At 68.7% G+C, this 20,414-nt stretch carries 19 protein-coding genes and 2 pseudogenes; 13 read left to right on the plus strand and 8 right to left on the minus strand.

Annotation, left to right across the window (positions count from 1 at the left end):
* The 3 genes and pseudogenes from ACNJ7E_RS34080 to ACNJ7E_RS34090 form a co-directional block, all read left to right on the plus strand.
* Window positions 1–135, plus strand: a pseudogene (locus ACNJ7E_RS34080) (cupin domain-containing protein); the annotation flags it as partial.
* A 7-nt stretch (window positions 136–142) separates the two neighbouring features.
* Window positions 143–970 carry a fumarylacetoacetate hydrolase family protein gene (locus ACNJ7E_RS34085; protein WP_418340983.1) on the plus strand — a complete coding sequence of 276 codons (828 nt, stop codon included), beginning with the start codon at window positions 143–145 and terminating at the stop codon, window positions 968–970.
* 11 nt (window positions 971–981) lie between these two features.
* Entirely contained in the window at window positions 982–1,701 is a 720-nt protein-coding gene (locus tag ACNJ7E_RS34090; protein WP_418341964.1) for a maleylpyruvate isomerase family mycothiol-dependent enzyme, read from the plus strand.
* A 14-nt stretch (window positions 1,702–1,715) separates the two neighbouring features.
* On the opposite strand, the gene ACNJ7E_RS34095 is transcribed toward ACNJ7E_RS34090, so the two are convergent.
* The 8 genes and pseudogenes from ACNJ7E_RS34095 to ACNJ7E_RS34130 form a co-directional block, all read right to left on the minus strand.
* Window positions 1,716–1,934, minus strand: coding sequence for a hypothetical protein (locus ACNJ7E_RS34095; RefSeq protein WP_280782141.1), 219 nt, complete (start codon window positions 1,932–1,934; stop codon window positions 1,716–1,718).
* A 124-nt stretch (window positions 1,935–2,058) separates the two neighbouring features.
* Window positions 2,059–2,823: an IclR family transcriptional regulator gene (locus ACNJ7E_RS34100; protein ID WP_280782140.1), complete on the minus strand. Its 765-nt coding sequence runs from the start codon at window positions 2,821–2,823 to the stop codon at window positions 2,059–2,061.
* A 56-nt stretch (window positions 2,824–2,879) separates the two neighbouring features.
* Complete coding sequence (locus ACNJ7E_RS34105; RefSeq protein WP_280782139.1) at window positions 2,880–3,857, minus strand: cyclase family protein; 978 nt, start codon at window positions 3,855–3,857, stop codon at window positions 2,880–2,882.
* Between the two features lie 8 nt (window positions 3,858–3,865).
* Window positions 3,866–4,141 carry a hypothetical protein gene (locus tag ACNJ7E_RS34110; protein WP_105413413.1) on the minus strand — a complete coding sequence of 92 codons (276 nt, stop codon included), beginning with the start codon at window positions 4,139–4,141 and terminating at the stop codon, window positions 3,866–3,868.
* A 19-nt stretch (window positions 4,142–4,160) separates the two neighbouring features.
* Window positions 4,161–5,498: a TRAP transporter large permease subunit gene (locus ACNJ7E_RS34115; protein WP_418341965.1), complete on the minus strand. Its 1,338-nt coding sequence runs from the start codon at window positions 5,496–5,498 to the stop codon at window positions 4,161–4,163.
* Complete coding sequence (locus ACNJ7E_RS34120) at window positions 5,495–6,856, minus strand: RraA family protein (RefSeq protein WP_283331131.1); 1,362 nt, start codon at window positions 6,854–6,856, stop codon at window positions 5,495–5,497. Before ACNJ7E_RS34120 ends, ACNJ7E_RS34115 begins: the two co-directional genes overlap by 4 nt.
* 427 nt (window positions 6,857–7,283) lie before the next feature.
* Window positions 7,284–7,463: pseudogene (locus ACNJ7E_RS34125) on the minus strand (aldehyde dehydrogenase family protein); the annotation flags it as partial.
* Window positions 7,464–7,475: 12 nt separating this feature from the next.
* Window positions 7,476–8,168: an SDR family NAD(P)-dependent oxidoreductase gene (locus tag ACNJ7E_RS34130; RefSeq protein WP_280782135.1), complete on the minus strand. Its 693-nt coding sequence runs from the start codon at window positions 8,166–8,168 to the stop codon at window positions 7,476–7,478.
* A gap of 134 nt (window positions 8,169–8,302) precedes the next feature.
* Between ACNJ7E_RS34130 and ACNJ7E_RS34135 the strand changes: the two genes are divergently transcribed.
* The 10 genes from ACNJ7E_RS34135 (at window position 8,303) to ACNJ7E_RS34180 (ending at window position 20,413) form a co-directional block, all read left to right on the plus strand.
* A complete protein-coding gene (locus ACNJ7E_RS34135) occupies window positions 8,303–9,196 on the plus strand; it encodes a LysR family transcriptional regulator (protein ID WP_005252314.1) in 894 nt (297 codons plus the stop codon).
* A 152-nt stretch (window positions 9,197–9,348) separates the two neighbouring features.
* Entirely contained in the window at window positions 9,349–10,713 is a 1,365-nt protein-coding gene (locus tag ACNJ7E_RS34140; RefSeq protein ID WP_280782134.1) for an MFS transporter, read from the plus strand.
* A gap of 31 nt (window positions 10,714–10,744) precedes the next feature.
* Window positions 10,745–11,647: a shikimate dehydrogenase gene (locus ACNJ7E_RS34145; RefSeq protein WP_418341966.1), complete on the plus strand. Its 903-nt coding sequence runs from the start codon at window positions 10,745–10,747 to the stop codon at window positions 11,645–11,647.
* Window positions 11,644–13,593: an oxidoreductase gene (locus tag ACNJ7E_RS34150; protein WP_418341967.1), complete on the plus strand. Its 1,950-nt coding sequence runs from the start codon at window positions 11,644–11,646 to the stop codon at window positions 13,591–13,593. Before ACNJ7E_RS34145 ends, ACNJ7E_RS34150 begins: the two co-directional genes overlap by 4 nt.
* On the plus strand, window positions 13,590–14,387 hold the full coding sequence (locus ACNJ7E_RS34155) for an aldo/keto reductase (protein ID WP_418341968.1): 798 nt from the start codon (window positions 13,590–13,592) through the stop codon (window positions 14,385–14,387). Before ACNJ7E_RS34150 ends, ACNJ7E_RS34155 begins: the two co-directional genes overlap by 4 nt.
* Window positions 14,387–15,484 carry a Gfo/Idh/MocA family protein gene (locus ACNJ7E_RS34160; protein ID WP_418341969.1) on the plus strand — a complete coding sequence of 366 codons (1,098 nt, stop codon included), beginning with the start codon at window positions 14,387–14,389 and terminating at the stop codon, window positions 15,482–15,484. Before ACNJ7E_RS34155 ends, ACNJ7E_RS34160 begins: the two co-directional genes overlap by 1 nt.
* A complete protein-coding gene (locus ACNJ7E_RS34165) occupies window positions 15,481–17,205 on the plus strand; it encodes an FAD-dependent oxidoreductase (RefSeq protein ID WP_418341970.1) in 1,725 nt (574 codons plus the stop codon). Before ACNJ7E_RS34160 ends, ACNJ7E_RS34165 begins: the two co-directional genes overlap by 4 nt.
* Window positions 17,202–18,029 carry a sugar phosphate isomerase/epimerase family protein gene (locus ACNJ7E_RS34170; protein ID WP_418341971.1) on the plus strand — a complete coding sequence of 276 codons (828 nt, stop codon included), beginning with the start codon at window positions 17,202–17,204 and terminating at the stop codon, window positions 18,027–18,029. The genes ACNJ7E_RS34165 and ACNJ7E_RS34170 overlap by 4 nt, the downstream gene beginning before the upstream one ends.
* A gap of 22 nt (window positions 18,030–18,051) precedes the next feature.
* Window positions 18,052–18,963 carry a LysR substrate-binding domain-containing protein gene (locus tag ACNJ7E_RS34175; protein ID WP_280782127.1) on the plus strand — a complete coding sequence of 304 codons (912 nt, stop codon included), beginning with the start codon at window positions 18,052–18,054 and terminating at the stop codon, window positions 18,961–18,963.
* A 136-nt stretch (window positions 18,964–19,099) separates the two neighbouring features.
* Window positions 19,100–20,413: an MFS transporter gene (locus ACNJ7E_RS34180; protein WP_418341972.1), complete on the plus strand. Its 1,314-nt coding sequence runs from the start codon at window positions 19,100–19,102 to the stop codon at window positions 20,411–20,413.
* Window position 20,414 lies beyond the last annotated feature (1 nt).

Consider the following 20,414-nt stretch of genomic DNA (forward strand, 5'->3'; position numbering starts at 1 on the left):
GACATGATCGTCGTCCCGTCCTGGACGGAGTGGTCGATCGAGGCCGACACCGAGTTCGACCTGTTCGCGTTCTCCGACGCCCCCATCGTCGAGCGCCTGCACTTTGCCCGCACGTACATCTCCGAAGGAGCCTGAAAATCCCATGAAGCTTGCCACCCTGCGCCGCGCCGGCGCCACCGTCGCCGTCCGCGTCGATTCCGACACCACCGCCACGATCATCGACGGGTACCCGGACCTGTCCGCCCTGCTGACCGACCCGGACTGGAAAACCGTCGCGCAGAACGCGTCCGGTGACGTCGTGAGCCTCGACGGCGCGGATTACGCCCCGGTGGTCCCGCACCCGGGGAAGATCATCTGCGTCGGTTTGAACTACGCCAACCACATCCAGGAGATGGGCCGCGACCTGCCGCAGTACCCGACCCTGTTCGCGAAATTCAAGGAAGCGTTGACCGGCCCGTACGACGACGTGATCGTCCCGTCGTATGCCGCCGCCCAGTTGGATTGGGAGGGGGAGTTGGCGTTCGTCGTCGGCAGGCAGGCGTACCAGGTGCCCGAGGCCGACGCCGAGCAGTACATCGCCGGGTATTCGGTGATGAACGACTACACGATGCGCGACTACCAGTACCGGACGCTGCAGTGGGATCAGGGCAAGACGTTCGAGAAGACCAGCGGTTTCGGGCCGTTCCTGACGACCACCGACTCGTACACGTTCGGCGGCACCCTGGTCACGAAATTGGAGGGGCAGGTGGTGCAGTCCACCACCACCGACGATCTGGTGTTCACCCCGGCCAGGCTGGTGGAGTACATCTCGCACATCGTGACGTTGCAGCCCGGTGACGTGGTGATCACCGGCACCCCGGGCGGGGTGGGGCACGCGCGTAAGCCCGGTCTCTACATTCAGGACGGGCAGACCGTCGAGGTCACCATCGAGGGCCTGGGCACCGTCCGCAACACGACGATCGTCAAGTAGGGGTGCACCCGGTGGGTTTCCACGATCTTCCCCTGGCCGAGCGGTTGCTGATCGCGCGCCGCGGCACCGCGTACTTCGCGCAGCGCCTGGCCGAGCTGTCCGACGAGCAGCTGTCCGAGCCGACCGGGTTGGCGGGGTGGTCGCGGCGACACCTGGTGGTGCACGTCGGCTATAACGCGGCCGCGTTGTGCCGGTTGCTGGACTGGGCGGCGTCGGGCGTGGAGACCCCGATGTATGCGTCGGCGGAGCAGCGGGGCCGGGAGATCGCCGAGGGTGCCACCCTGTCGGCGGCGGCGTTGCGGAACCTGTTCGACCACACCGTGGCCCGGCTGGACGAGAAGTGGCGTCACCTGCCCGCCTCGGCGTGGGATGCGCAGGTCCGCACCGCGCAGGGCCGTCTGGTGCCGGTGTCGGAGACGGCGTGGATGCGCACCCGCGAGGTGTGGATCCATACGGTGGACCTCGGCAACGGCGGCCGGTTCGGCGACTTCCCCGACGTGGTCCTCGAGTCGCTGCTCACCGACATCGTCGGGATGTGGCGGCGCAAGGACCTCGGCGCCGGCCTGATACTCGCGGTCGACGGAGGTGAACCGGTTCCGGTGCAGCAGGATTCACCGCCGGCGGAGAAGGTGTCCGGGCCCCTCGCCGCGGTCGTGCGGTGGGCCGCCGGACGCGGCACCGTCGGCGTGAACATCGACGGTGAAGTCGGGGAACCGCCCCGTTGGCTTTGATGGACAACGGTGTCTCAGTCGTCCGGGTGTGATTGTTCGAAACGGCCGGCGTCGAAGGCGACATGTCCGACGCCGATGTGGGCGGACATGAGGGATTCGGCGACGGTGCGGTTCTGTGCGGCGATGGCGTCGGTGATGTCGCGGTGGAACTGGATGCTGCGGGCGATGTCGGTGTCGGAGTAGTAGAAGTAGGTTACGCCGCACAACCACACGGAACGGCCAGAAGCGGCCATTGCGGATTTCCTCGAAACTCGGCGCCCGGACATGACCCGGTGCGGCGAACACCGCCGAACGGTGCTCAGGTGTGGGCGAAGGCGATGATGTCTTGACTACGTGCAGGTTTGGCCATTGCTCCTGCTAGCCGGCGACGGGTACCCGTGTGCCGAGAGTGGTGGCGGCGCGACGGACTTCGGGGATCAGGTGGTCGATCTGGGTGTCGGTCAGTGTGTCGGCGGGTCCGGTGACGCCGAGGACGGCGACGAGGGTGCCGTCGGAGGCGCGGACCGGGGCGGTGACGGAGGCGATGCCGTAGAGGCGTTCGCTGACCGACACGGCGAAGCCATCGCTGCGGATCTTGTCGAGTTGGGCGAACAGTTCCGCTTTCGACACGGTCGCACCGCTGGCCAATGCCATGTCGCCGGTACCGCCGAGGATCTCGTCGACCTCCGCGGTGTCGAGATGAGCGAGGATCGTCTTCCCGGCGCCGCCCAGGTAGAGCGGCAGGCGCTCACCGACGGGGAGGATGTAGTTGAGCGGATGGTCGCTTTCCACCCGCGCGATGAGCACTCGGGAGGACTCGACCTTCACGTACATCGACGCGGTGAACCCCGTACTCGCGGCGAGCTGCTGCAGCATGGGCTGGGCAAGGACACTGAGCGGGTTGGTGACCATGAACGCGTGCGCGACCGCGAGCGCAGCGGGCCCGGCGGTGTAGGTGTCGCCGATGCGGGCGGCGTACCCGCGTTCGAGGAGCACGCCGAGGATCCGTTGCACGGTGGCGACGTGCAGTGAGGCGTGGCGGGCGACTTCGCTGAGCCGCAGGGGCTGCTTGGCCTCCTGGAGGACACCGAGCACGTCGAACGCGCGGTCCAGTGATCGCATGTTGTTGGTCGGCGCCGCCATGTTTCCTCCTCGATTCACCTACTTTCGATGAAACTTATCATTGTGCGATAAACCTGTCAGCGAATGGCGGTCGCGTTGCAGGGCGAACCGACCCCGCCGACGAAGTTGAGCGGTTTGACGGTGACCAGGGCGTCCCAGGTGTGGGTGCGGCGGCTGTCCTCGACGAGTGCGGTGAGGTTCCACAGTTCGCCGAGGGGGACACCGAGTTTGCCGATCAGTTCCTGGTGCATCATGCCGGCATCCTCGGGGGCTGACTCCGTGAACGGGCTGTCGGGGAGGACGGGGAGAACTTCGACGGCGAAGGTGTCGGTGCCGAAGAGGGCGATCTTGTTGTTCCACAACCACTGTGCGAGGTAGCGGCTCTGTGCGAAGCCGGTGGAACGGCGGCCGGTCCGGACCTCGTTGCGTTGGTCGTCGGTGGCGGTGAGGTACCAGTGCGCCCAGCCGGTGTGGACGAGAATCAGGTCACCGCCGCGGATCTCGCAGCCTTGGCGCTGCGCGGCGGCGTCCAGGTCGGCAGGGTCGAGCGCCGGACCCTGGGTGTGGTCGAGGGGATGCCCGCGTTCGGCGTGAAGCGCTTCGAGGTCGAGGAGCAAGCCGCGGCCGACGATCGGGTCCTGCGACCAGGCCTGGATCCCGAGCGCCGGGGACCCTTCGGTGACCTGGTCGTCGGGAATGCCGCCATAGAAGCCGTGCCCGGACACCCGTCGGTGGCGCAATCCGTCGAGGTGACTGCTGGCTTGCAGGTAGAAGCCGTCGAGGAGGTCGTCGCGGGATTCGGCGTGCGCGGAGACGATGGTGTGCTTCGGCGCCGTGCGCGACCGGGCCATCGGTGGGTCGAACGCGCCGAGCGGATAGTCGAGGGCGAACACCGCACCCCGGGTGACCAGGGTGGCGGCGTCGCGGACCTGCTCGGGGCCGGCGAAGTTCGCCGTCCCCCGGTTGTCGAAGACTCCCCAACTCGACCCGGCCGGGGCGCCGTCGGTGCGGGCGCACAGGTCGGCGTAGGTGGAGTCGGCACCGATCGTGCTCATCCGCCTGGTCATCCGACGTGTTCGGCGGTGCGGGCGGGAGAGTCCTCGTTTCCGAGGGCGTCCTCCTCTCCGCCGTGGTGGAAGTACGACAAGACGAAGGCGAGCAGTCCGGCGACGCCTGCGGCACCGTAGGCGTAAGGGGCGAGCAGTTCCTCGACGTGGGTGACGACGACGCCGTCTCCGAGGATCAGTCCGACGGATTGGCCGAGCACGATCGCCAGTCCGCCGAGCAGGAACGCGACGACGCTGATGCGGAAGAGGGTAGAGAAGCTTTTCTGGAACATGACGTGTCCTGTCGCGGGATTAGACGGGGAGGAGGCCGAGGGCGATCAGTACCCCGATGCCGAGGATGGGAATGCAGTAGTACTTCAGGAGTGGCATGAAGATCTTCGACGGGTCGATCCGGGCGATACCGGAGGCGACGTAGATGGGAGCGCCCGAGGGCGGGGAGGCGCCCTCGGTGGACGCGAAGACCAAGACGGCGGCCGCGGCGACGGGGGCGGCGATACCGGTGCCGACCAGGGCGGCGACGGCGACGGGGCCGACCGAGGCCATGGTGGCAGAGGCGGTCAGCGGGATCGCGATGATGACGATGATGATCCCGACGAGGATCGCCATCAGCCAGGACGGTGCGCTGAGGCTTTCGAGCATCGCGGTCAACTGCTGAGGCAGTTTCAGCTTGGCGAGCACCGCCGACGCGGAGAACGCGGCAACGATGGTGATACCGATGACGCCGAACTGGGGGGCGGCGTCGCCGAGGACTTTCCACCAGCCCGTGCTGGTTTTGGGCAGGTGCCGGCGCCCGAGGAAGAGCACCAGCAGGATCATCAGGACGGGGATCCAGGTGATCAGGCTCAGAGCATTCGACATCACCAGGTCGGTGTAGTGCGCGATGGGTGCGGCGATCGGACCGCGGGTGAGCAGCAGCGGGATCAGGATCGGGACGAACAGCAACAGCGAGGTCCACCCGACCCGCAGGCTCCGCTTGACCGGGATCCGGTCCTCCGGGGCGATCGGCTGCAGGCCGTTCTTGCGGACCAGGTAGTAGCTCAGCACCAGCCGGTAGCCGAGACACCAGAGGCCGGCGATGGCGAGCGGAACGATGATGTCGTCCGCGGCCATCATCCCGGTGACGGTGCTCGACCCGACCAGGATGAACATGGTCGCACTGAACGGGAACGTCACGCCCATGCCCGCGCAGCCGGCGACCACTGTCGCGGACAGTTCGCCGCTCACGCCGGAGCGTTTCATCCACGGCACGGTGACCGAGCCGACCGCGGCGGTGACCGAGGCGCCGACATGCGCGATGGCACCGAACATGCCGCCGGCGACGGTGGACGTGTAGATCGGGCCGCCGCGCAGGCGGCCGAGGAACGAGTTGAGGATGTCGATGAGCCGGTCCAGCACCGGGGTCTTCGCGAGGATGAAGCTCATGAAGATGAACGCCAGCCCGGCGAAGGTCACTTCCTCCTGCATCGAATTGACGAAGCCCTCCCACATGTACTTCGGGGCGTCACGGCCGGCGAAGGCCCCGACGACGACGAACCCGACGATCATCGCCTCACCGATGTTGCGTTTGAGCACCGCATTCCAGAAGACGATGGACGCGATGAACGCCAGCAACGCCCAGATGGCAATCATGCCGCGACCTTACGGGCGGCGATGATCGCGGCGCGACGCTGCGCCTCGTCGGCTTCGACCGCCCGGCCACCCGCAAGGCTGGTGAACGCTTCGGCCGCCGGGATGATGATGACGCCGTCGTCGTCCGCGACGACCAGATCGCCGGGTGCGCAGACGACACCGCCGACCGCGACCGGGACGTCGATCTTGCCGGGGCCGTCCTTGTAGGGGCCGGACGGGTTCACCGCGCGGGCCCACACACCGAATCCGATCTCCTGCAGGACATCGATGTCGCGGGCGGCGCCGTCGATGATCATGCCGACGCAGCCGCGGGAGCGGGCGCGTTCGGCGATCAACTCACCCATCAAGGCCCGGTTCTGGTCGCCCTGTCCGTTGATGACAATCACCTCACCAGGCTGCACCTTCGCCAGCGCCTCGTGCAGCGCCTTGTTGTCGCCGGCCCGGGTCCACACCGTGCGGGCACGGCCGACGATCCGTGCACCCTTCCACATGGCATGGATACCCGAATCGACCATGCCCATGCGCTGGCGGGCGTCGCCGATGTTGGCGACCGGGAGCCCGGCGTAGGCCTCGAGCAACTCGTCGGTGGCGCGTCCATTCGCATCGGCGAGGGTGCGGTGCACCTCGGCCGTCGCGGACGCGAGGACCGGGCGGACCCCAAGGATGTCGAGGAGCTCGACCGAGGCGGCCGCCTCCACCGAGCGTCGGGCGGCGTGCTTGCGGGTGCCGTCCCGCAGCCGGTCCAGGGCCGAGAAGCTGCCGGACAGCTCACCGGCGATCTGCGCACGCACCCATTGCTCGGCGTCGGCAGCGATCCCGGCATCGACCGATTCGACGATCAACGCGCCGAGGCCCTTCATGAACGCGCTGCGCAGCAGCTTGCGGTTCGACGCGTCCCCGGGCGCACCGGAGATGTCCTCGACCGCGGCGCCGAGTGCCTCGAAATAGGCGGCCGCCGCGGTCGATCCGTCGCCACTGACCACCAGAGCGGTACGCGCCCCGTGGGCGGGGACGGACCCGACCACCGCGACATCGGCGAACGCAGCGCCTGCCGCGCCGACCACGTCGGCGACCTGCGCCTTGATCTCGGCCGGCGCGGCATTCATGTCCGCGTAGCAAATGCCGGCCGACAGATGCGGTGCGGCGTCGAGCGCCGCCCGCACCGCCACCTTCGCGCTGGTCAGACTCAGCACCAGATCCGCACCCCGCACGGTGTCGGCGACGTCGTCGAAGCGCAGCACTCCCGCGGGAGTGGCGGTGTCGGCCGGGTCGAACCCGGTCACCTCCCAGCCCTTCGCGAGGAATCCCGACGAGTAGAGACTTCCGGCTTCACCCAAGCCGAGGATCGCAACCTTCATAATTTCCTCTCATACTGTGATAACCTCTATCACATGATGCAGTAATGGTGGTCACACTGCATCGCCGTTGTCAAGGCATCGAGATGTGAGAGGGATTGATCGCGAAAGTGACCACCGCACGCGCGGACGGCTCAGGACCCCGCGCCTATTCGGCGTGCTGACGTGCAGGTTCGCATCTACCGTCGAGTGGGTTCGCGATTCGCACAGCAACGAGGATTTGCACGGGCCGGGGCACGAGAATCGAGGCTGACCGGGAATTCGTGCGCGCGGAGAGACAGGGGAGGACCGAAAATCCTGGAAGTCGCACGCATGTGAATGTGGGTGACCACGCCGAGGTGCATGCGGGCGCCACCTCGGAGTTCGTCATCGTGAGCAACGGCGGCGGGGACGCGAGCACCGAAGCGATCACACCGGTTGGCGCCAAACCGGTTGCGTGGGAGTGGGTGTCGCCGAAGAGGGGGTTCTTCCAGCCACCGAAGGAGTGGTACGCGGTGGGGACGGGGACGTCGATGCCGACCGTGCCGACCTCGACCTCGTTCTGGAACTGTCGGGCGGCGCCGCCGTCGTCGTTGGTGAAGATGGCGGTGCCATTGCCGAACTGGCTGGAGCGAGTGTCGCGCTAGTACGACGCCCGGCCACCGCTGGCGTCGTAGACGGCGCCGGTCGAGAAGCTGAGCGCTTCCGAGCACAGCCATGCGACGAGTTCGGCGATCTCCTCGGGCCGTCCCATCCGGGCCATCGGGGTCAGGCTCTGCGACCGCGCGAGGATCGCCGGGTCGGTGCCGGCATTCATCGGGCTCTCCACCGCGGCGGGTGCCACCACGTTGGCCAGGACACCGGTCTTCGCGACCTCCTTGCCGAGCGATTTCGTCAGCGCGATCACGGCGGCCTTCGACGCCGAGTAGGCGCTCTGGTTGGGATTCCCGTCCTTCGCCGCGATGCTCGCCAGATTCACGACCCGCCCCCAGCCGGCGCCGGTCATGGCCGGCACGAACGCGCGGCAGAGGAGGAATGTCCCGTCGACGTTGATCCGGAACGTGCGGCGCCAGTCCTCGAGATCGACGTCCACCAGGGGAGCGGACGGTCCCACGACGCCGGCGCTGTTGACGAGGATGTCGACACGGCCGAGCCGGGCGGCGAGTTTCTCGACGGCGTCGGCGTCGGTGACGTCGAGGTGCTCGTCGGCCCCCGTGGCGACGTCGGCGGTGACGACGCGGACCCCGGCGTCGGCGAGGCGTTTCGCGCACGCCGCGCCGATTCCGCTCGCGCCGCCGGTGACGAGCGCGGTGGCGCCCTCGGGATACGTGGACATGGTGTTTTCTCCTCGCGACTGTGTGCGCAGTAGTCTTGTTCTATGTGCGAAATCGGTATGATCCGATTCACACTGTGTATGAATTGGAATATATGGGCTGAGCAACACTCGTCAAACTCGCCGAAGGGAATCCGATGGAGATTCGCTGGCTGCAAGCGTTCGTCGCCGTCGCCGAAGAACTGCATTTCGGCAGGGCCGCGGCGCGACTCCAGATGGCCCAGTCGCCGCTGAGTCAGACGGTGCGCAAACTCGAGAAGGACATCGGCGTGCCGTTGTTCGAGCGGAGCACCCGCAGTGTCGCCCTGACGTCGGCCGGACACACGTTCCTGCCGCACGCGTACCGGATTCTCGAGAGCGTCGACATCGCGCGGCAGGCCACCCGTGCGTCCGCCGGGGGCGTGTACGGCCGCATCAAGATCGGCTTCACGGGCGTGCTCAATCACCTGTCCCTGCCCCCGCTCACCCGCGCGCTCCGGCAGCGCTACCCCGACATCGAACTCACCCTCGTCGGACGCATCATGACCCGTGACGCCATCACCCAACTGGACAGTGGTGCACTCGATCTCGCGTTCGTCGGCCTTCCCGTCGAGACGGCCTCGGTGTCCACCCGGTTGATCCGCCGCGAGCCGTTCGGGGCCGTGCTCCCGGCGGACCACCCGCTCGCGTCCGAGCCGGAGATCGATCTGCGCGACCTGGCCGAAGACGGCTTCGTCACGACACCGCTGTCGGCCGGTTCGGCATTGCAGGAGGTCGCGATGCGGGCCTGCGTCGATGCGGGGTTCCGTCCCCGCGTGGTGCAGGAGATCACCGATCCGTACATGATCCTGATGCTGGTGGCGACGGGTGTCGGCGTGGCGCTCATGACGTCGGGCATTGCCGCGCTCACGCCCCCGGGCACGGTGTTCGTGCCGCTCACCGGCGAGCCGATCTACATGAACCACGGGCTCGCCTGGTCACCGCGTCGGGTCTCCGACGCGCTCCGGGTGGCCCTCGCGGTCTCGGAGGACATTCTCCCGACTCCCGATTAGGACATTTTCGGTCTATATCTAAGACTTTTTTTGCGCTGGACTGCGCATAGTTCGCCATGACACGCTCGTCACGGTCCGGAACTTCGTGTGAGGTGGATCTCCTCCGAAGGAAGCCTCGCGGCGCACCGGATCCTTGGGACGAAAGGAACACCATGGCAAGCACTTCCACTCGCGACACCGAGGGACAACCGAACGAGAACGCCCGCCGGGCCGCCGTCTCGGGATTCCTCGGCAGCACGCTGGAGTACTACGACTTCTTCATCTACGGATCCGCGGCAGCGCTGGTCTTCCCGCGAATCTTCTTCCCGGGCGGAGGAGCCACGGCGACCCTGCTGTCGATCGGCACGCTCGGCGTGGCGTACATCGCGCGCCCACTCGGCGCAGTGCTGTGGGGACATCTCGGGGATCGATACGGGCGCAAGAATTCGCTGCTGGCGTGCCTCCTGCTCATGGGTATCGCGACCGTGGTCGTCGGCTGCCTGCCCACGTACGAACAGATCGGTATCGCCGCGCCCATCATCCTGGTGCTCCTGCGATTGCTGCAGGGCCTGTCCGCCGGCGGCGAATCGCCAGGATCGTCCGCGCTGACGCTCGAACACGCACCGGACAACCGTCGTTCGTTCTACACCTCGTTCACCATGAGCGGCATCATGTTCGGCATCGTCATCTCGAGCCTGGTGTTCATTCCCGTGGCCGCGCTGCCGGACGACGCGCTCTACTCGTGGGGCTGGCGTGTGCCCTTCCTGCTCAGCATCGTCGTGACGGGTGTTGCGGTCTGGCTGCGTCGCAAGCTCGACGAGCCGGAGGTCTTCGAAGAGCTGAAGGAGCACGACGACACGGCGGGCATCCCCGTCGTCGAGATGTTCCGCTCGCACTGGCGCACCGTGATCCGCATCAGCCTCAGCGCGACGTTCGCGATGATCAACACCATCGTCAACGTCTTCGCGTTGGCCTACGCGGTGCAGGTCGCCGGGCTCGAACGCTCCACGATGCTGTGGGCCATCGCCACCGCCAACTTCGTCGCGGTCCTCACCCAGCCGCTGTTCGGAATGCTCGCCGACCGGATCGGCCGCAAACCGGTGTTCGTGACGGGCGCCGTCGGCGCCGCGGGCATGGTGTTCGTGTTCTTCCACGCGATCGGAACCGGCAGCGCGCCGATGGTGTTCGCGGCCGGCATCGTCCTGATCGGCCTGTTCTATGCGATGCCCAACGGCGTGTACCCCGCATACTTCCCCGAGCAGTTCCCCGCCAAGGTCCGGTACACCGGAATGGCCGTGAGCCTGATGCTCGGACTTCTGGTCGCCGGCTTCACCCCGGCCATCGCGCAGTGGCTGTCGGCGGGAGATACCGCGAACTGGACCCCGGTCGCCTGGATGTGCCTGGGCTTCGCGCTGCTGTCGTCGGTCGCCGCACTCACCGGTCCCGAGACCTACCGCACCCCCACCGAGCAGCTCGGCGAACCCGGCACGACGACGGTCGGCGCCCGGCACCAGACGCTCGTCCGCAACGACGCCTGACCGGCCCCGCCCTTCACTGCAGGAGATTGTCATGCACCCCGTATCCACCCGGCACCGGATCCGCCTCGTCGGGGCAGGGATCGCCACGTCCCTGTCGCCGGCGCTGCACGAACACGAGGCCGCCGCCCTCGGCCTGACCGACTACCGCTACGACCTGATCGACGTCGCGGCGGAGGGCATCCCTGTCGACGACTCCGGCGACACGCTGCGGCAGGCCGTCGCGGCGGGCTGCACCGGACTCAACGTCACCCACCCGTGCAAGCAGGTGGTCGTCGACTCACTCGACGAATTGTCGGACAACGCGCGACTTCTCGGTGCCGTCAACACCGTCGTCGTCCGCGACGGGCGGTTGATCGGTCACAACACCGACCACAGCGGATTCCTCGCGGCGCTGCGCCGGGGACTGCCCGATGCCACGCTCGGCCGCGTCGTCCTCGCCGGTGCGGGCGGTGCCGGTTCGGCCGTCGCCTACGCGCTCGCCGCCGCCGGGGTGACGGACCTGCGGGTCGCCGACCTCGACCCGGCCCGTGCCGCGGACGTCTGCGCGCGCCTCGCGGCGGCCTTCCCGCAGACGCGGGTCACGGCCATTCCCCTCGACGCGATCGAAGCGAACCTGGAGCACTGCGACGGCGTCGTCAACGCCTCTCCGATCGGCATGGTCGGACATCCGGGTACGCCGTTCGACACCGACGCGCTCCATCTCGGACTGTGGGTCGCCGACATCGTCTACCGCCCGCTGCGGACCGAACTCGTCACGGCAGCAACCGCTCTCGGCTGCGACGTGCTCGACGGCGGTCAGATGCTCGTCGCTCAGGCGGCCGACACGTTCGCCCTCCTCACCGGTGTCGTCCCCGACCCCGACCGCATGCGACGTCACCTGGGCGAACTGCTCGCCGATCAGTGCGCCCCGACCGTTCTCGAGGAGTCCCGATGACCGCGCGTCCGTTCGCCGCACCACTCGACCTGGGTAACGTGCGACTGCGCAACCGCTTCGTGTCGGCGCCGATGGAGCGCAACTACTGCGAGGTCGACGGCACTATGACCGACGACTACGTCGCGTACCTCGAGCGCCGTGCGGCGGGCGGTGCCGCTCTCGTCTTCACCGAGGCCAGCTACGTGCGGGCCGACGGCAAGGGCCGTATCCGGCAGATGGGCGTGGACGTCGACGAACGCATCCCGGGCATCGCGAAGATGGCCGCGGCGATCCACGCGCAGGGTGCGCTCGCCGGCGTCGAACTCAATCACGGCGGCCGCACCGCGCAGGGTTCCGTCAGCGGATTCGTCCCCGTCGCACCGTCACCGATCCCGTGCGCGGTGGTCGGCGGCGAAATGCCCGAGCAACTCGACGGCGACGATATCGAGCACATCATCGAATGCTTCGGTGAGGCCGCCGCGCGCTGTCAGCGGGCCGGGGTCGACGTGATCTCGCTGCACGGCGGTCACGGCTACCTCATCCACCAGTTCCTCTCGCCGGCGTACAACCACCGCGACGACGAGTGGGCCGACCCGGCGCTGTTCGTCAACAAGGTGATCGACGCCGTGCGCACGATGGCACCGGGTATCGCTCTCGGACTGCGGTTCTCGGCGTTCGAGGCCGTCGACGGCGGTCTCGACGCCGAGACGACCCGCGCCCGGATCGACGCGATCGACACCGACCGGCTCGACTTCCTCGACGTCTCCGCCGGCAACTACGAATCCGGGCAGTGGATCATCCAACCCGGCGAGTGGCCCCGCGGCCTCCTCGCCCCGTACTCCGAGCAGTACACGCGGGACTTCGACCTCCCCGTCGGAGTCGCAGGCCGGATCAGCTCACCCGAGGTCGCGGCGCAGATCATCGAATCGGGGCAGGCCGACTTCGTCAGCATGGCCCGCACCCTGCACGCCGACCCGGACTTCCCGAACCGCGCGCTGGACGGCGGCCGGTACCGGCCCTGCATCGCCTGCAACTACTGCATCGACAGCCTCGCCGCCGGACCCGTTCCGTGCTCGGTCAATCCGTGGGTGGGCCGCGAACTCGAGCAGCCGTCGAAACCGGCGGACGTGGCGGTGCGTGTCGCCGTCGTCGGCGGTGGCCCGTCGGGCATGGCGGCCGCCCGCGACCTCGCGCTCGCCGGGCACCGCGTCGACCTGTACGACGAACGTGGCAGTCTCGGTGGCGATTTCGCGCTGGCCTCGCGACTGCACGAGTACCCCGAGTACTCACGGATCGTCGACTGGTACCTCGCCGAGATCGCCGACCTCGACATCACCTGCCACACCGGCACGCGGGTCGACGCCGCCGCACTGGCGGAACTCGACTTCGACGCCGTCGTGCTCGCAACGGGCGGCCGCGGACCCGAGGTCGACCTCCCCGGGGCCGACACCCGGAGGGTCCGCGACGTCCGCGAGTTCCTGGAATCCGGAGACCCCGCACCCGAGGCGATCACGATCTTCGGCGCCGACCGGGAAGCGGCCGCGGTCGCCGACGACCTGCTCCAGCACGGCACGAAGGTGGTCATGATCGGCCCGCAGGAGACGATCGCCCACGACGTCGGCCGGCGCGGAAAGATCGTGCTGCTGCCGCGGCTCGCGGCGAGTGCGAACCTCACCACCCACCTGTCGTCGATCATGACGCGGATCGAGGAAGACCGGGTGGTGATCTCGACCGCCGGAGAAGAGCGGGTGGTCGACGCCCCCGGCGAACTGCTGATCTCGCACGGCGTCGAGCCGCGTACCGACCTGCTCGCCGCGGTGCGGTCGCTGGCACCGCGACTCGGCGTCCACACGGTCGGTGACGCGAGTGGCGACGGCGGCTCCATCCACGCCGCTCTCGTCACCGCAGCCGACGTCGCCGCGAAGATCACCGCGGCCGCCGAAGCCCGCGAGGAGGTCAGCGCATGATGGACATCCCGCCCCTCGGTCTCGGGATCTGGCCACTGACCGGACCGGACGCCACCCGGGCCGTGCTGTCCGGCATCGAGGCCGGCTACCGGCTCGTCGACACCGCCACGGTCTACGACAACGAGGACGCCGTGGGGGTTGCGCTCGCGGAGTGCGGACTGCCCCGCGAGGAGCTGTTCGTCACCACGAAACTGCGTGGGAGCGATCACGTGTCGGGTGACATCCGCGGCGCGGTCGAGCGCAGCCTGAAGACTCTGGGACTCGATCGGCTCGACCTGTTCCTCATCCACTGGCCACTGCCACGCCACGACCGGTACGTGGCGGCGTTCGAGGCGATGCTCGCGTGCCGCGACGCCGGCCTCGTCCGCTACGTCGGCGTCTCCAACTTCCTGGAGACGCACCTGCGTCGCGTCCTCACCGAAACCGGAGAAGCGCCGGCGGTCAACCAGATCCAGATGGACCCGTCACTCGCCCGGCTGCCGGTCCGGCGCGCGAACGACGAACTCGGCGTGTTCACGCAGTCGTGGAGCCCACTGGGCCGCGGCGAGGTGCTCGGCTCACCCGAGGTCACCGACATCGCCCGGCGCCTCGACCGCACCGCCGCGCAGGTGGTCCTGGCCTGGCACTTCGCGCAGGGTGTCGTGCCGATCGCGAGATCCGCGAATCCCGCGCGTCAGGCCGAGAACCTGGCCGCCCTCGACGTGCGGCTCACCGCCGCGGACGTCGACGCCCTGAACCGTCTCGACCGCGGCGAATCCGCGGCCCGGGACGTCGAAACGGAGGAGCACTACTGATGGCACTACGTATCGGCATCGTCGGCTGCGGAAAGATCGCCGGCAACCACGCCCGGGCGCTGCAGCAGGTGCCCGGCGTCGACGTGGTCGGCTGCTGCGACCCCGACGTCGACCGCGCCCGCGAGTTCGCGGCCGCACACGGTATCGCGCGGGCCGTCGGTTCGGTGGAGGAGCTGATCGCCCTCGGCCTCGATGCGTGCACCGTCTGCACCCCGCATCCGGTGCACGAGCAGGTGGTCGTCGCGGCGGCGGAGGCCGGGATCCACGTGCTGTGCGAGAAGCCGATCGCGGTCGACGTCGCCGCGGCAGACCGGATGATCGCGGCCGCCGACCACGCCGGCATCACGTTCGGTGTGCTGTTCCAGCGCCGGTTCTGGCCGGCCGCGAAACGCATCAGGACGGCCATCGACGACGGCCGGATCGGCGTTCCGGTGCTCGGTGAGGCGTCGGTGCTCCTGCACCGCCCGTCGTCCTACTACTCCGCCGACGAGTGGCGCGGACGGTGGGACACCGACGGCGGCGGAGTCCTGATGACACAGGCCGTCCACCAGATCGACATGCTCCAATGGTTCATGGGTGAGGCCGTCTCGGTGAGCGGCTTCATCCGCACCCACACGCACGGCGACCACATCGAGACCGAGGACAGTGCGTCCGCCGTCGTCTCGTTCGCGTCGGGCGGCACGGCGACCGTCACCGCGACCACCGGCGCCAACCACAACCTCGGCAACCGGGTCACCGTGATCGGGCAGACCGGTGCGATTGCGAGCGTCCTCGAGTTCCCGGAGGGTAGGGAGGGCGTCAACGAGATCTGGACGGTCCCCGGCGAAGTCGAGTTCCGCACCCCGTTCACACCCGGCGTCCGTGCCAATCTCGACGTCACGGAAGTCAACGCCGGACTCGCCGACTTCCACACACTCCAGGTGCAGGACTTCGCGGACGCCGTCCTGGCCGGTCGCGACCCCGCCGTCACCGGACGTGATGCGCGCGCCTCGCTGGCGATCATCGCGGCGATCTACGAGTCCTCGCGCACCGGCCGGGTCGTCGACCTCACGCCCGCACCGACTTTCGCAACAACATCCGCTCAGGAGACGCTATGACCCCCGAACACACCACCGCCACCTATGACGTCGTCGTCATCGGCTCCGGAGCGGGCGGTCTGTCCGCCGCCGTCGCCGCAGCCGACGGGGGCGCCTCCGTCCTCGTCGTTGAGAAGGCGGACACGTGCGGCGGCGCGACGGCATGGTCCGGCGGCTGGATGTGGGCGCCGCGGAACCTGTTCGCGCAGGCGGACGGCGTGAACGAGGACCGCTCGCTGCCGCGCACCTATCTCGAGCACCGACTCGGCGAGAACTTCGACGCCGCCAAGGTCGACGCCCTGCTCGACGGAGCACCCGAGATGGTGGAGTTCTTCGAGACGAAGACGGCGCTGCAGTTCGTTCCGGGCGCGAAGATCGCCGACATCCACGGCGACACACCGGGAGCGGGCACGGGGCACCGCTCCGTCGGGCCGAAGCCGGTGAGCCTGCGGAAACTCGGCCCCGACGTCGCGGCGCTGCTCCGGCGGCAGCTCTACGAGACGTCGTTCCTCGGCATGGGCATCATGGCCGGCCCGGACCTGCAGGCCTTCCTGCACTCGACGCGTTCGGCAAAGGCGTTCGTGCACTGCGCCCGCAGGGTGTCCACGCACCTGCTCGACCTCGTCACCACACGCCGCGGCCAGCAACTCGTCAACGGCACCGCACTCGTCGGCCGGCTGCTGCGGTCGGCGCTCGACGCCGGCGTCGAGATTCGCGTGAGCACGGCCGCCACCGCGCTGACCACCGACTCCGCGGGCAGTGTCACCGGTGTCCGGCTGGAGGGCCCGGACGGGGCCTACTCCGTGTCCGCCCGCCGCGGAGTCGTCCTCGCGACGGGCGGCTTCAGTCGCGACGTCGACCGGCGCCGCGAACTCTTCCCCCGCACGCCCACGGGCCGTGAACACTGGACCCTCACCCCGCCCACGACCACCGGCGACGGCATCACCCTCGGCGAGTCGGTCGGCGGGCGACTCGACCGCTCGGTCGCATCGCCGGTGGCGTACTGCCCGGTGTCGATCATTCGATACCGCAACGGCAAGGAGGGCGTGTTCCCGCACATCCTCGACCGCGGAAAGCCCGGCGCCATCGGCGTTCTCGCCGACGGCCGCCGCTTCGTCAACGAGGCCCTCGGCTACCACGACTACACTCTTGCGATGATCGACCAGGTCCCCGACGGCGACGAGGTCTGCTCCTGGTTGATCGCCGACCAGCGGTACCTGCGGTACTTCCCGCTCGGCATGGCCAAGCCGCTGCCGATCCCCACGTGGCCGTACCTGAAGTCCGGCTACCTCACCCGCGGCCGCACGGTGCGCGAGCTGGCCGAGAAGATCGGCGTCGACCCCGACGGCCTGGAGAAGACGGTCGCAGCGTTCAACGAGGGCGCCCGCGACGGCGTCGACCCCGAGTTCGGTCGTGGCACCACCCCGTTCACCATCGGGTCGGGAGACCCGGACAATCCGTGGCCCAACCCCTCCCTCGCACCGCTCGAGGAGGGCCCGTTCTACGCGGTCAAGGTGGTGCCCGGCAGCTTCGGCACGTTCGCCGGTCTGGTCACCGACGCGACGTCCCGGGTGCTGAACGACGACGACCAGCCGATCGACGGGTTGTTCGCCGTCGGGGTCGACCAGTCCAGCGTCATGGGCGGCCACTACCCGTCCGGCGGCATCAACCTCGGCCCGGCCATGACCTTCGGCTACCTCACCGGTCGCCGCCTCGCCTCGACGACAGGAGATCAGCGATGACCGCCCCACTCGGCCTCGCCGCACTCACCGTGCTCGACACCGCGCCGCTGCAGCAGGTGGACCTCGCCGAGAAGCACGGCTTCGACACCATCGGCATCCGGCTGCTGCCCGCCGCGCCCGGCACCACCGCCTACCCGCTGCACGAGGACGACGCCGCCCTCGACACGCTGATCCGTCGTCTCGACGATTCGCCGATAGAGGTGTTCGACCTCGAAATCATCCGGCTGGGAGCCGATTTCGACCCGAAGTCGTACGTTCCGCTGCTCGAGGCGGGCGCACGCCTCGGTGCGAAGGCCGTGCTCGTCGGCGGCGACGACCGCGACCGTTCCCGGCTCACCGACTCCTATGCCCGGCTCGCGGAACTGTGCGCGCAGTACGGCATCGTCGCGAGCCTCGAGTTCATGCCGTGGACGGCCGTGCCCGACGCGACCACCGCGGTCGAGATCGTGTCGCAGGCCGACGGGCCGGCGCGCAGCGTGCTGGTGGACGGGCTGCACGTGGGACGGTCGAGCACCACGCTCGACGACCTGGCGGCGATTCCGCGGGAATGGCTGCACTACGCCCAGATGTGCGACGGCTCGGTGCCCGCGCCCACGGACGACGCCGAACTGATCCGTCAGGCCCGCGAAGAGCGGCTGGTTCCGGGGTCGGGTGGCATCCCGCTCGCCGACATCTGGTCGACGTTGCCGGCGGGTCTCCCGGTGAGCATCGAACTCCCCAACGAGCCGCTCCGGCGGGCCGCCGGCACGGACGCGTGGCTCGCGCGGCTGGTCGCCGCCACCCGGGAGGTGCTCGCGCAGGTTCCGGCGGCCACCGGACGCTGAAGGTCCGGGCTACCGTTCTTGCATGCCCCGCCCCGACAACGTCCCCGTGTACACGATGCGCCAGCTGGCGGCGTTCGTGGCGGTCGCGGAGACCGGAACGATCAGTGGTGCGGCCGAGCGGATGCACCTGTCGCAGTCGGCGCTGTCCGCGGCGGTGACGGACCTGGAGAAGGCACTGAAGGCGCAATTGTGTGTGCGCCGGCGGGCCCGCGGTGTGCAGCTGACCCCGACGGGGGAGGCGGTGCTGTCGCGGGCGCGTGCCCTGTTGCAGCAGGCGGGGGAGTTGCAGTCCGACGCGTCCGGGGAGGGCGGTGTCGTCGCGGGGCCGATCGCCGTCGGCTGCTACCCCGCGCTCGGCCCGACGATCCTGCCGTCGATGTTGTACGCGTTCACAGCCGAGTACCCGCGGGCGTCCGTGGAGTTCCGGGAAGACACGCAGAACCGGTTGCGGACGCAGCTCGAGGGCGGCGAACTGGACGTCGCCATCGTCTACGACCTGGACCTGTCCCCGGAGTGGCAGACCGTGCCGCTCATGACCCGGGAGCCGATGGTGGTGTTCGGGGCGGAGCATCCGCTGGCGGGAGTCGACGGGCCGGTGCGGCTCGTGGATCTGGCCGAGCACCCGATGGTGCTGCTGGACGCGCCACCGAGCACCAACCATGCGATGGACGTCTGCCGGGAGGCCGGTTTCGCGCCCCGGGTGGCGTACCGGACCGCGAACTTCGAGACGGCGCGGGCCTTCGTCGGACGCGGCCTGGGGTGGACGCTGCTGTTGCAACGACCCCTGGTCGACGTCACGTACGAGGGTCTGCCCGTCGTCGTGAAACCGATCGCCGAACCGAAACCGGCGTCGGTGGCCGTGGTCGTGGCATGGCATCAGGAGGCGACGCTGAGCCGGGTCGCGCGAGCATTCATCCGGTTCGTCACGCCCTGAGCTGCGCATTCGTGCCTTCCACGGTTTTTCTGCAATTCATGCGGGGATAGTCCCGCTTTTCAGATGTATGTGAGTCGGGTCATTGTTTTCCGGTAGCGCGATGAGTATGCGCGCAGCAGAACCGGGAAGGCAGACGATGACGGCAATCACCGAGGCGACACCGCCGGTGTCCCACAAGGAAGCGCGCAGGGCAGTCCTGTCGAGCTTCGTCGGTACCGCGATCGAGTGGTACGACTTCTTCATCTACGGCACCGCCGCAGCCCTGGTGATCGGACCGCAGTTCTTCCCCGGCGCGTCGACGTTCGCCGGAACCCTCGCCGCATTCGCCACGTTCGCGGTCGGATTCATCGCCCGCCCGATCGGCGGTGTCGTCATGGGCCACTTCGGTGACCGCATCGGGCGCAAGTCGATGCTGGTGCTGTCGCTGACCATGATGGGCGCCGCGACTGTCGGCATCGGCCTGCTCCCGAACTTCGAGGCCATCGGGGTGGCCGCACCCATCCTGCTGGTGGCGTTGCGGTTCGTCCAGGGCATCGGCGTCGGCGGCGAATGGGGCGGTGCGGTGCTCATGGCCACCGAGCACGCCCCGGAAGGCAAGCGCGGACTGTACGGCGCGGCACCGCAGATGGGCGTTCCGGCCGGAGTGATCATGGCGAACGTCGTGTTCCTCGCCGTCACCCAGTTGCTGTCCGACGACGCGTTCCAGACGTGGGGCTGGCGGGTGCCGTTCCTGATGAGCGCCGTGCTCGTCGGCGTCGCGATGTGGATTCGGCTCGGCGTCTTCGAGTCCCCGGCGTTCGCGGAGGCCAAGGAGAGCGACACGATCGTGAAGATGCCGATCGTCGAGGTGCTGACCCGCAACTGGCGGACGGTGCTGCTCGCGGCCGGCACGTTCATCGCGACCAACGGCATCGCCTACGTGTTCATGGTGTACGTCCTGACGTACGGCACCAAGGAACTCGGCTACAGCCGCGCCACGATGCTCACACTGCTGATCGTCGCGTGCCCGGTCTGGATGGCGGGCATGGCCGTGTCGGCCTGGAAGTCGGACGTGCTCGGCCGGCGCCGCGTGTACACGTGGAGTTCGATCGCGCTCGTGATCGTGGCCGCGGTGTTCTTCCCGCTCATCGACACGGCGTCGATCCCCGTCATGCTGCTCGCGATGATCGTGATGGCGGCGGTCCTCGGCACCACCGCGGGGCCGCAGTCGGCACTGTTCGCGGAACTCTTCCCCGCCCACATCCGCTACAGCGGTGCGTCTCTCGGCTACCAGATCGGCGCCATCCTCGGCGGCGGGCTCGCACCATTCATGGCGACGTGGCTGTTCGAAGCGTTCGGCACCTCGACGGCCGTCACCGCCTACTTCGTGGTGATCGCCGTGGTCAGTCTCGTCTCGATCCTGCTGTTGCCGGAAACCAACACCACGCGCCGGGAAGCGGAGGCCGCCTGAC

The sequence above is a fragment of the Rhodococcus mengyinensis genome (assembly GCF_048381435.1).
In the GTDB taxonomy this organism is placed as follows: domain Bacteria; phylum Actinomycetota; class Actinomycetes; order Mycobacteriales; family Mycobacteriaceae; genus Rhodococcus_F; species Rhodococcus_F opacus_D.

What these genes read in the sequence shown, in the direction of transcription:
- ACNJ7E_RS34150 (WP_418341967.1), top strand. Translation starts at nt 11,644, where the DNA reads ATGACCGCGCGTCCGTTCGCCGCACCACTCGACCTGGGTAACGTGCGA.
- ACNJ7E_RS34135 (WP_005252314.1), top strand. Translation starts at nt 8,303, where the DNA reads ATGGAGATTCGCTGGCTGCAAGCGTTCGTCGCCGTCGCCGAAGAACTG.
- ACNJ7E_RS34105 (WP_280782139.1), bottom strand. Translation starts at nt 3,857, where the DNA reads ATGAGCACGATCGGTGCCGACTCCACCTACGCCGACCTGTGCGCCCGC.
- ACNJ7E_RS34155 (WP_418341968.1), top strand. Translation starts at nt 13,590, where the DNA reads ATGATGGACATCCCGCCCCTCGGTCTCGGGATCTGGCCACTGACCGGA.
- ACNJ7E_RS34175 (WP_280782127.1), top strand. Translation starts at nt 18,052, where the DNA reads ATGCCCCGCCCCGACAACGTCCCCGTGTACACGATGCGCCAGCTGGCG.
- ACNJ7E_RS34180 (WP_418341972.1), top strand. Translation starts at nt 19,100, where the DNA reads ATGACGGCAATCACCGAGGCGACACCGCCGGTGTCCCACAAGGAAGCG.
- ACNJ7E_RS34140 (WP_280782134.1), top strand. Translation starts at nt 9,349, where the DNA reads ATGGCAAGCACTTCCACTCGCGACACCGAGGGACAACCGAACGAGAAC.
- ACNJ7E_RS34160 (WP_418341969.1), top strand. Translation starts at nt 14,387, where the DNA reads ATGGCACTACGTATCGGCATCGTCGGCTGCGGAAAGATCGCCGGCAAC.
- ACNJ7E_RS34170 (WP_418341971.1), top strand. Translation starts at nt 17,202, where the DNA reads ATGACCGCCCCACTCGGCCTCGCCGCACTCACCGTGCTCGACACCGCG.
- ACNJ7E_RS34115 (WP_418341965.1), bottom strand. Translation starts at nt 5,498, where the DNA reads ATGATTGCCATCTGGGCGTTGCTGGCGTTCATCGCGTCCATCGTCTTC.
- ACNJ7E_RS34085 (WP_418340983.1), top strand. Translation starts at nt 143, where the DNA reads ATGAAGCTTGCCACCCTGCGCCGCGCCGGCGCCACCGTCGCCGTCCGC.
- ACNJ7E_RS34130 (WP_280782135.1), bottom strand. Translation starts at nt 8,168, where the DNA reads ATGTCCACGTATCCCGAGGGCGCCACCGCGCTCGTCACCGGCGGCGCG.
- ACNJ7E_RS34095 (WP_280782141.1), bottom strand. Translation starts at nt 1,934, where the DNA reads ATGGCCGCTTCTGGCCGTTCCGTGTGGTTGTGCGGCGTAACCTACTTC.
- ACNJ7E_RS34120 (WP_283331131.1), bottom strand. Translation starts at nt 6,856, where the DNA reads ATGAAGGTTGCGATCCTCGGCTTGGGTGAAGCCGGAAGTCTCTACTCG.
- ACNJ7E_RS34165 (WP_418341970.1), top strand. Translation starts at nt 15,481, where the DNA reads ATGACCCCCGAACACACCACCGCCACCTATGACGTCGTCGTCATCGGC.
- ACNJ7E_RS34100 (WP_280782140.1), bottom strand. Translation starts at nt 2,823, where the DNA reads ATGGCGGCGCCGACCAACAACATGCGATCACTGGACCGCGCGTTCGAC.
- ACNJ7E_RS34110 (WP_105413413.1), bottom strand. Translation starts at nt 4,141, where the DNA reads ATGTTCCAGAAAAGCTTCTCTACCCTCTTCCGCATCAGCGTCGTCGCG.
- ACNJ7E_RS34145 (WP_418341966.1), top strand. Translation starts at nt 10,745, where the DNA reads ATGCACCCCGTATCCACCCGGCACCGGATCCGCCTCGTCGGGGCAGGG.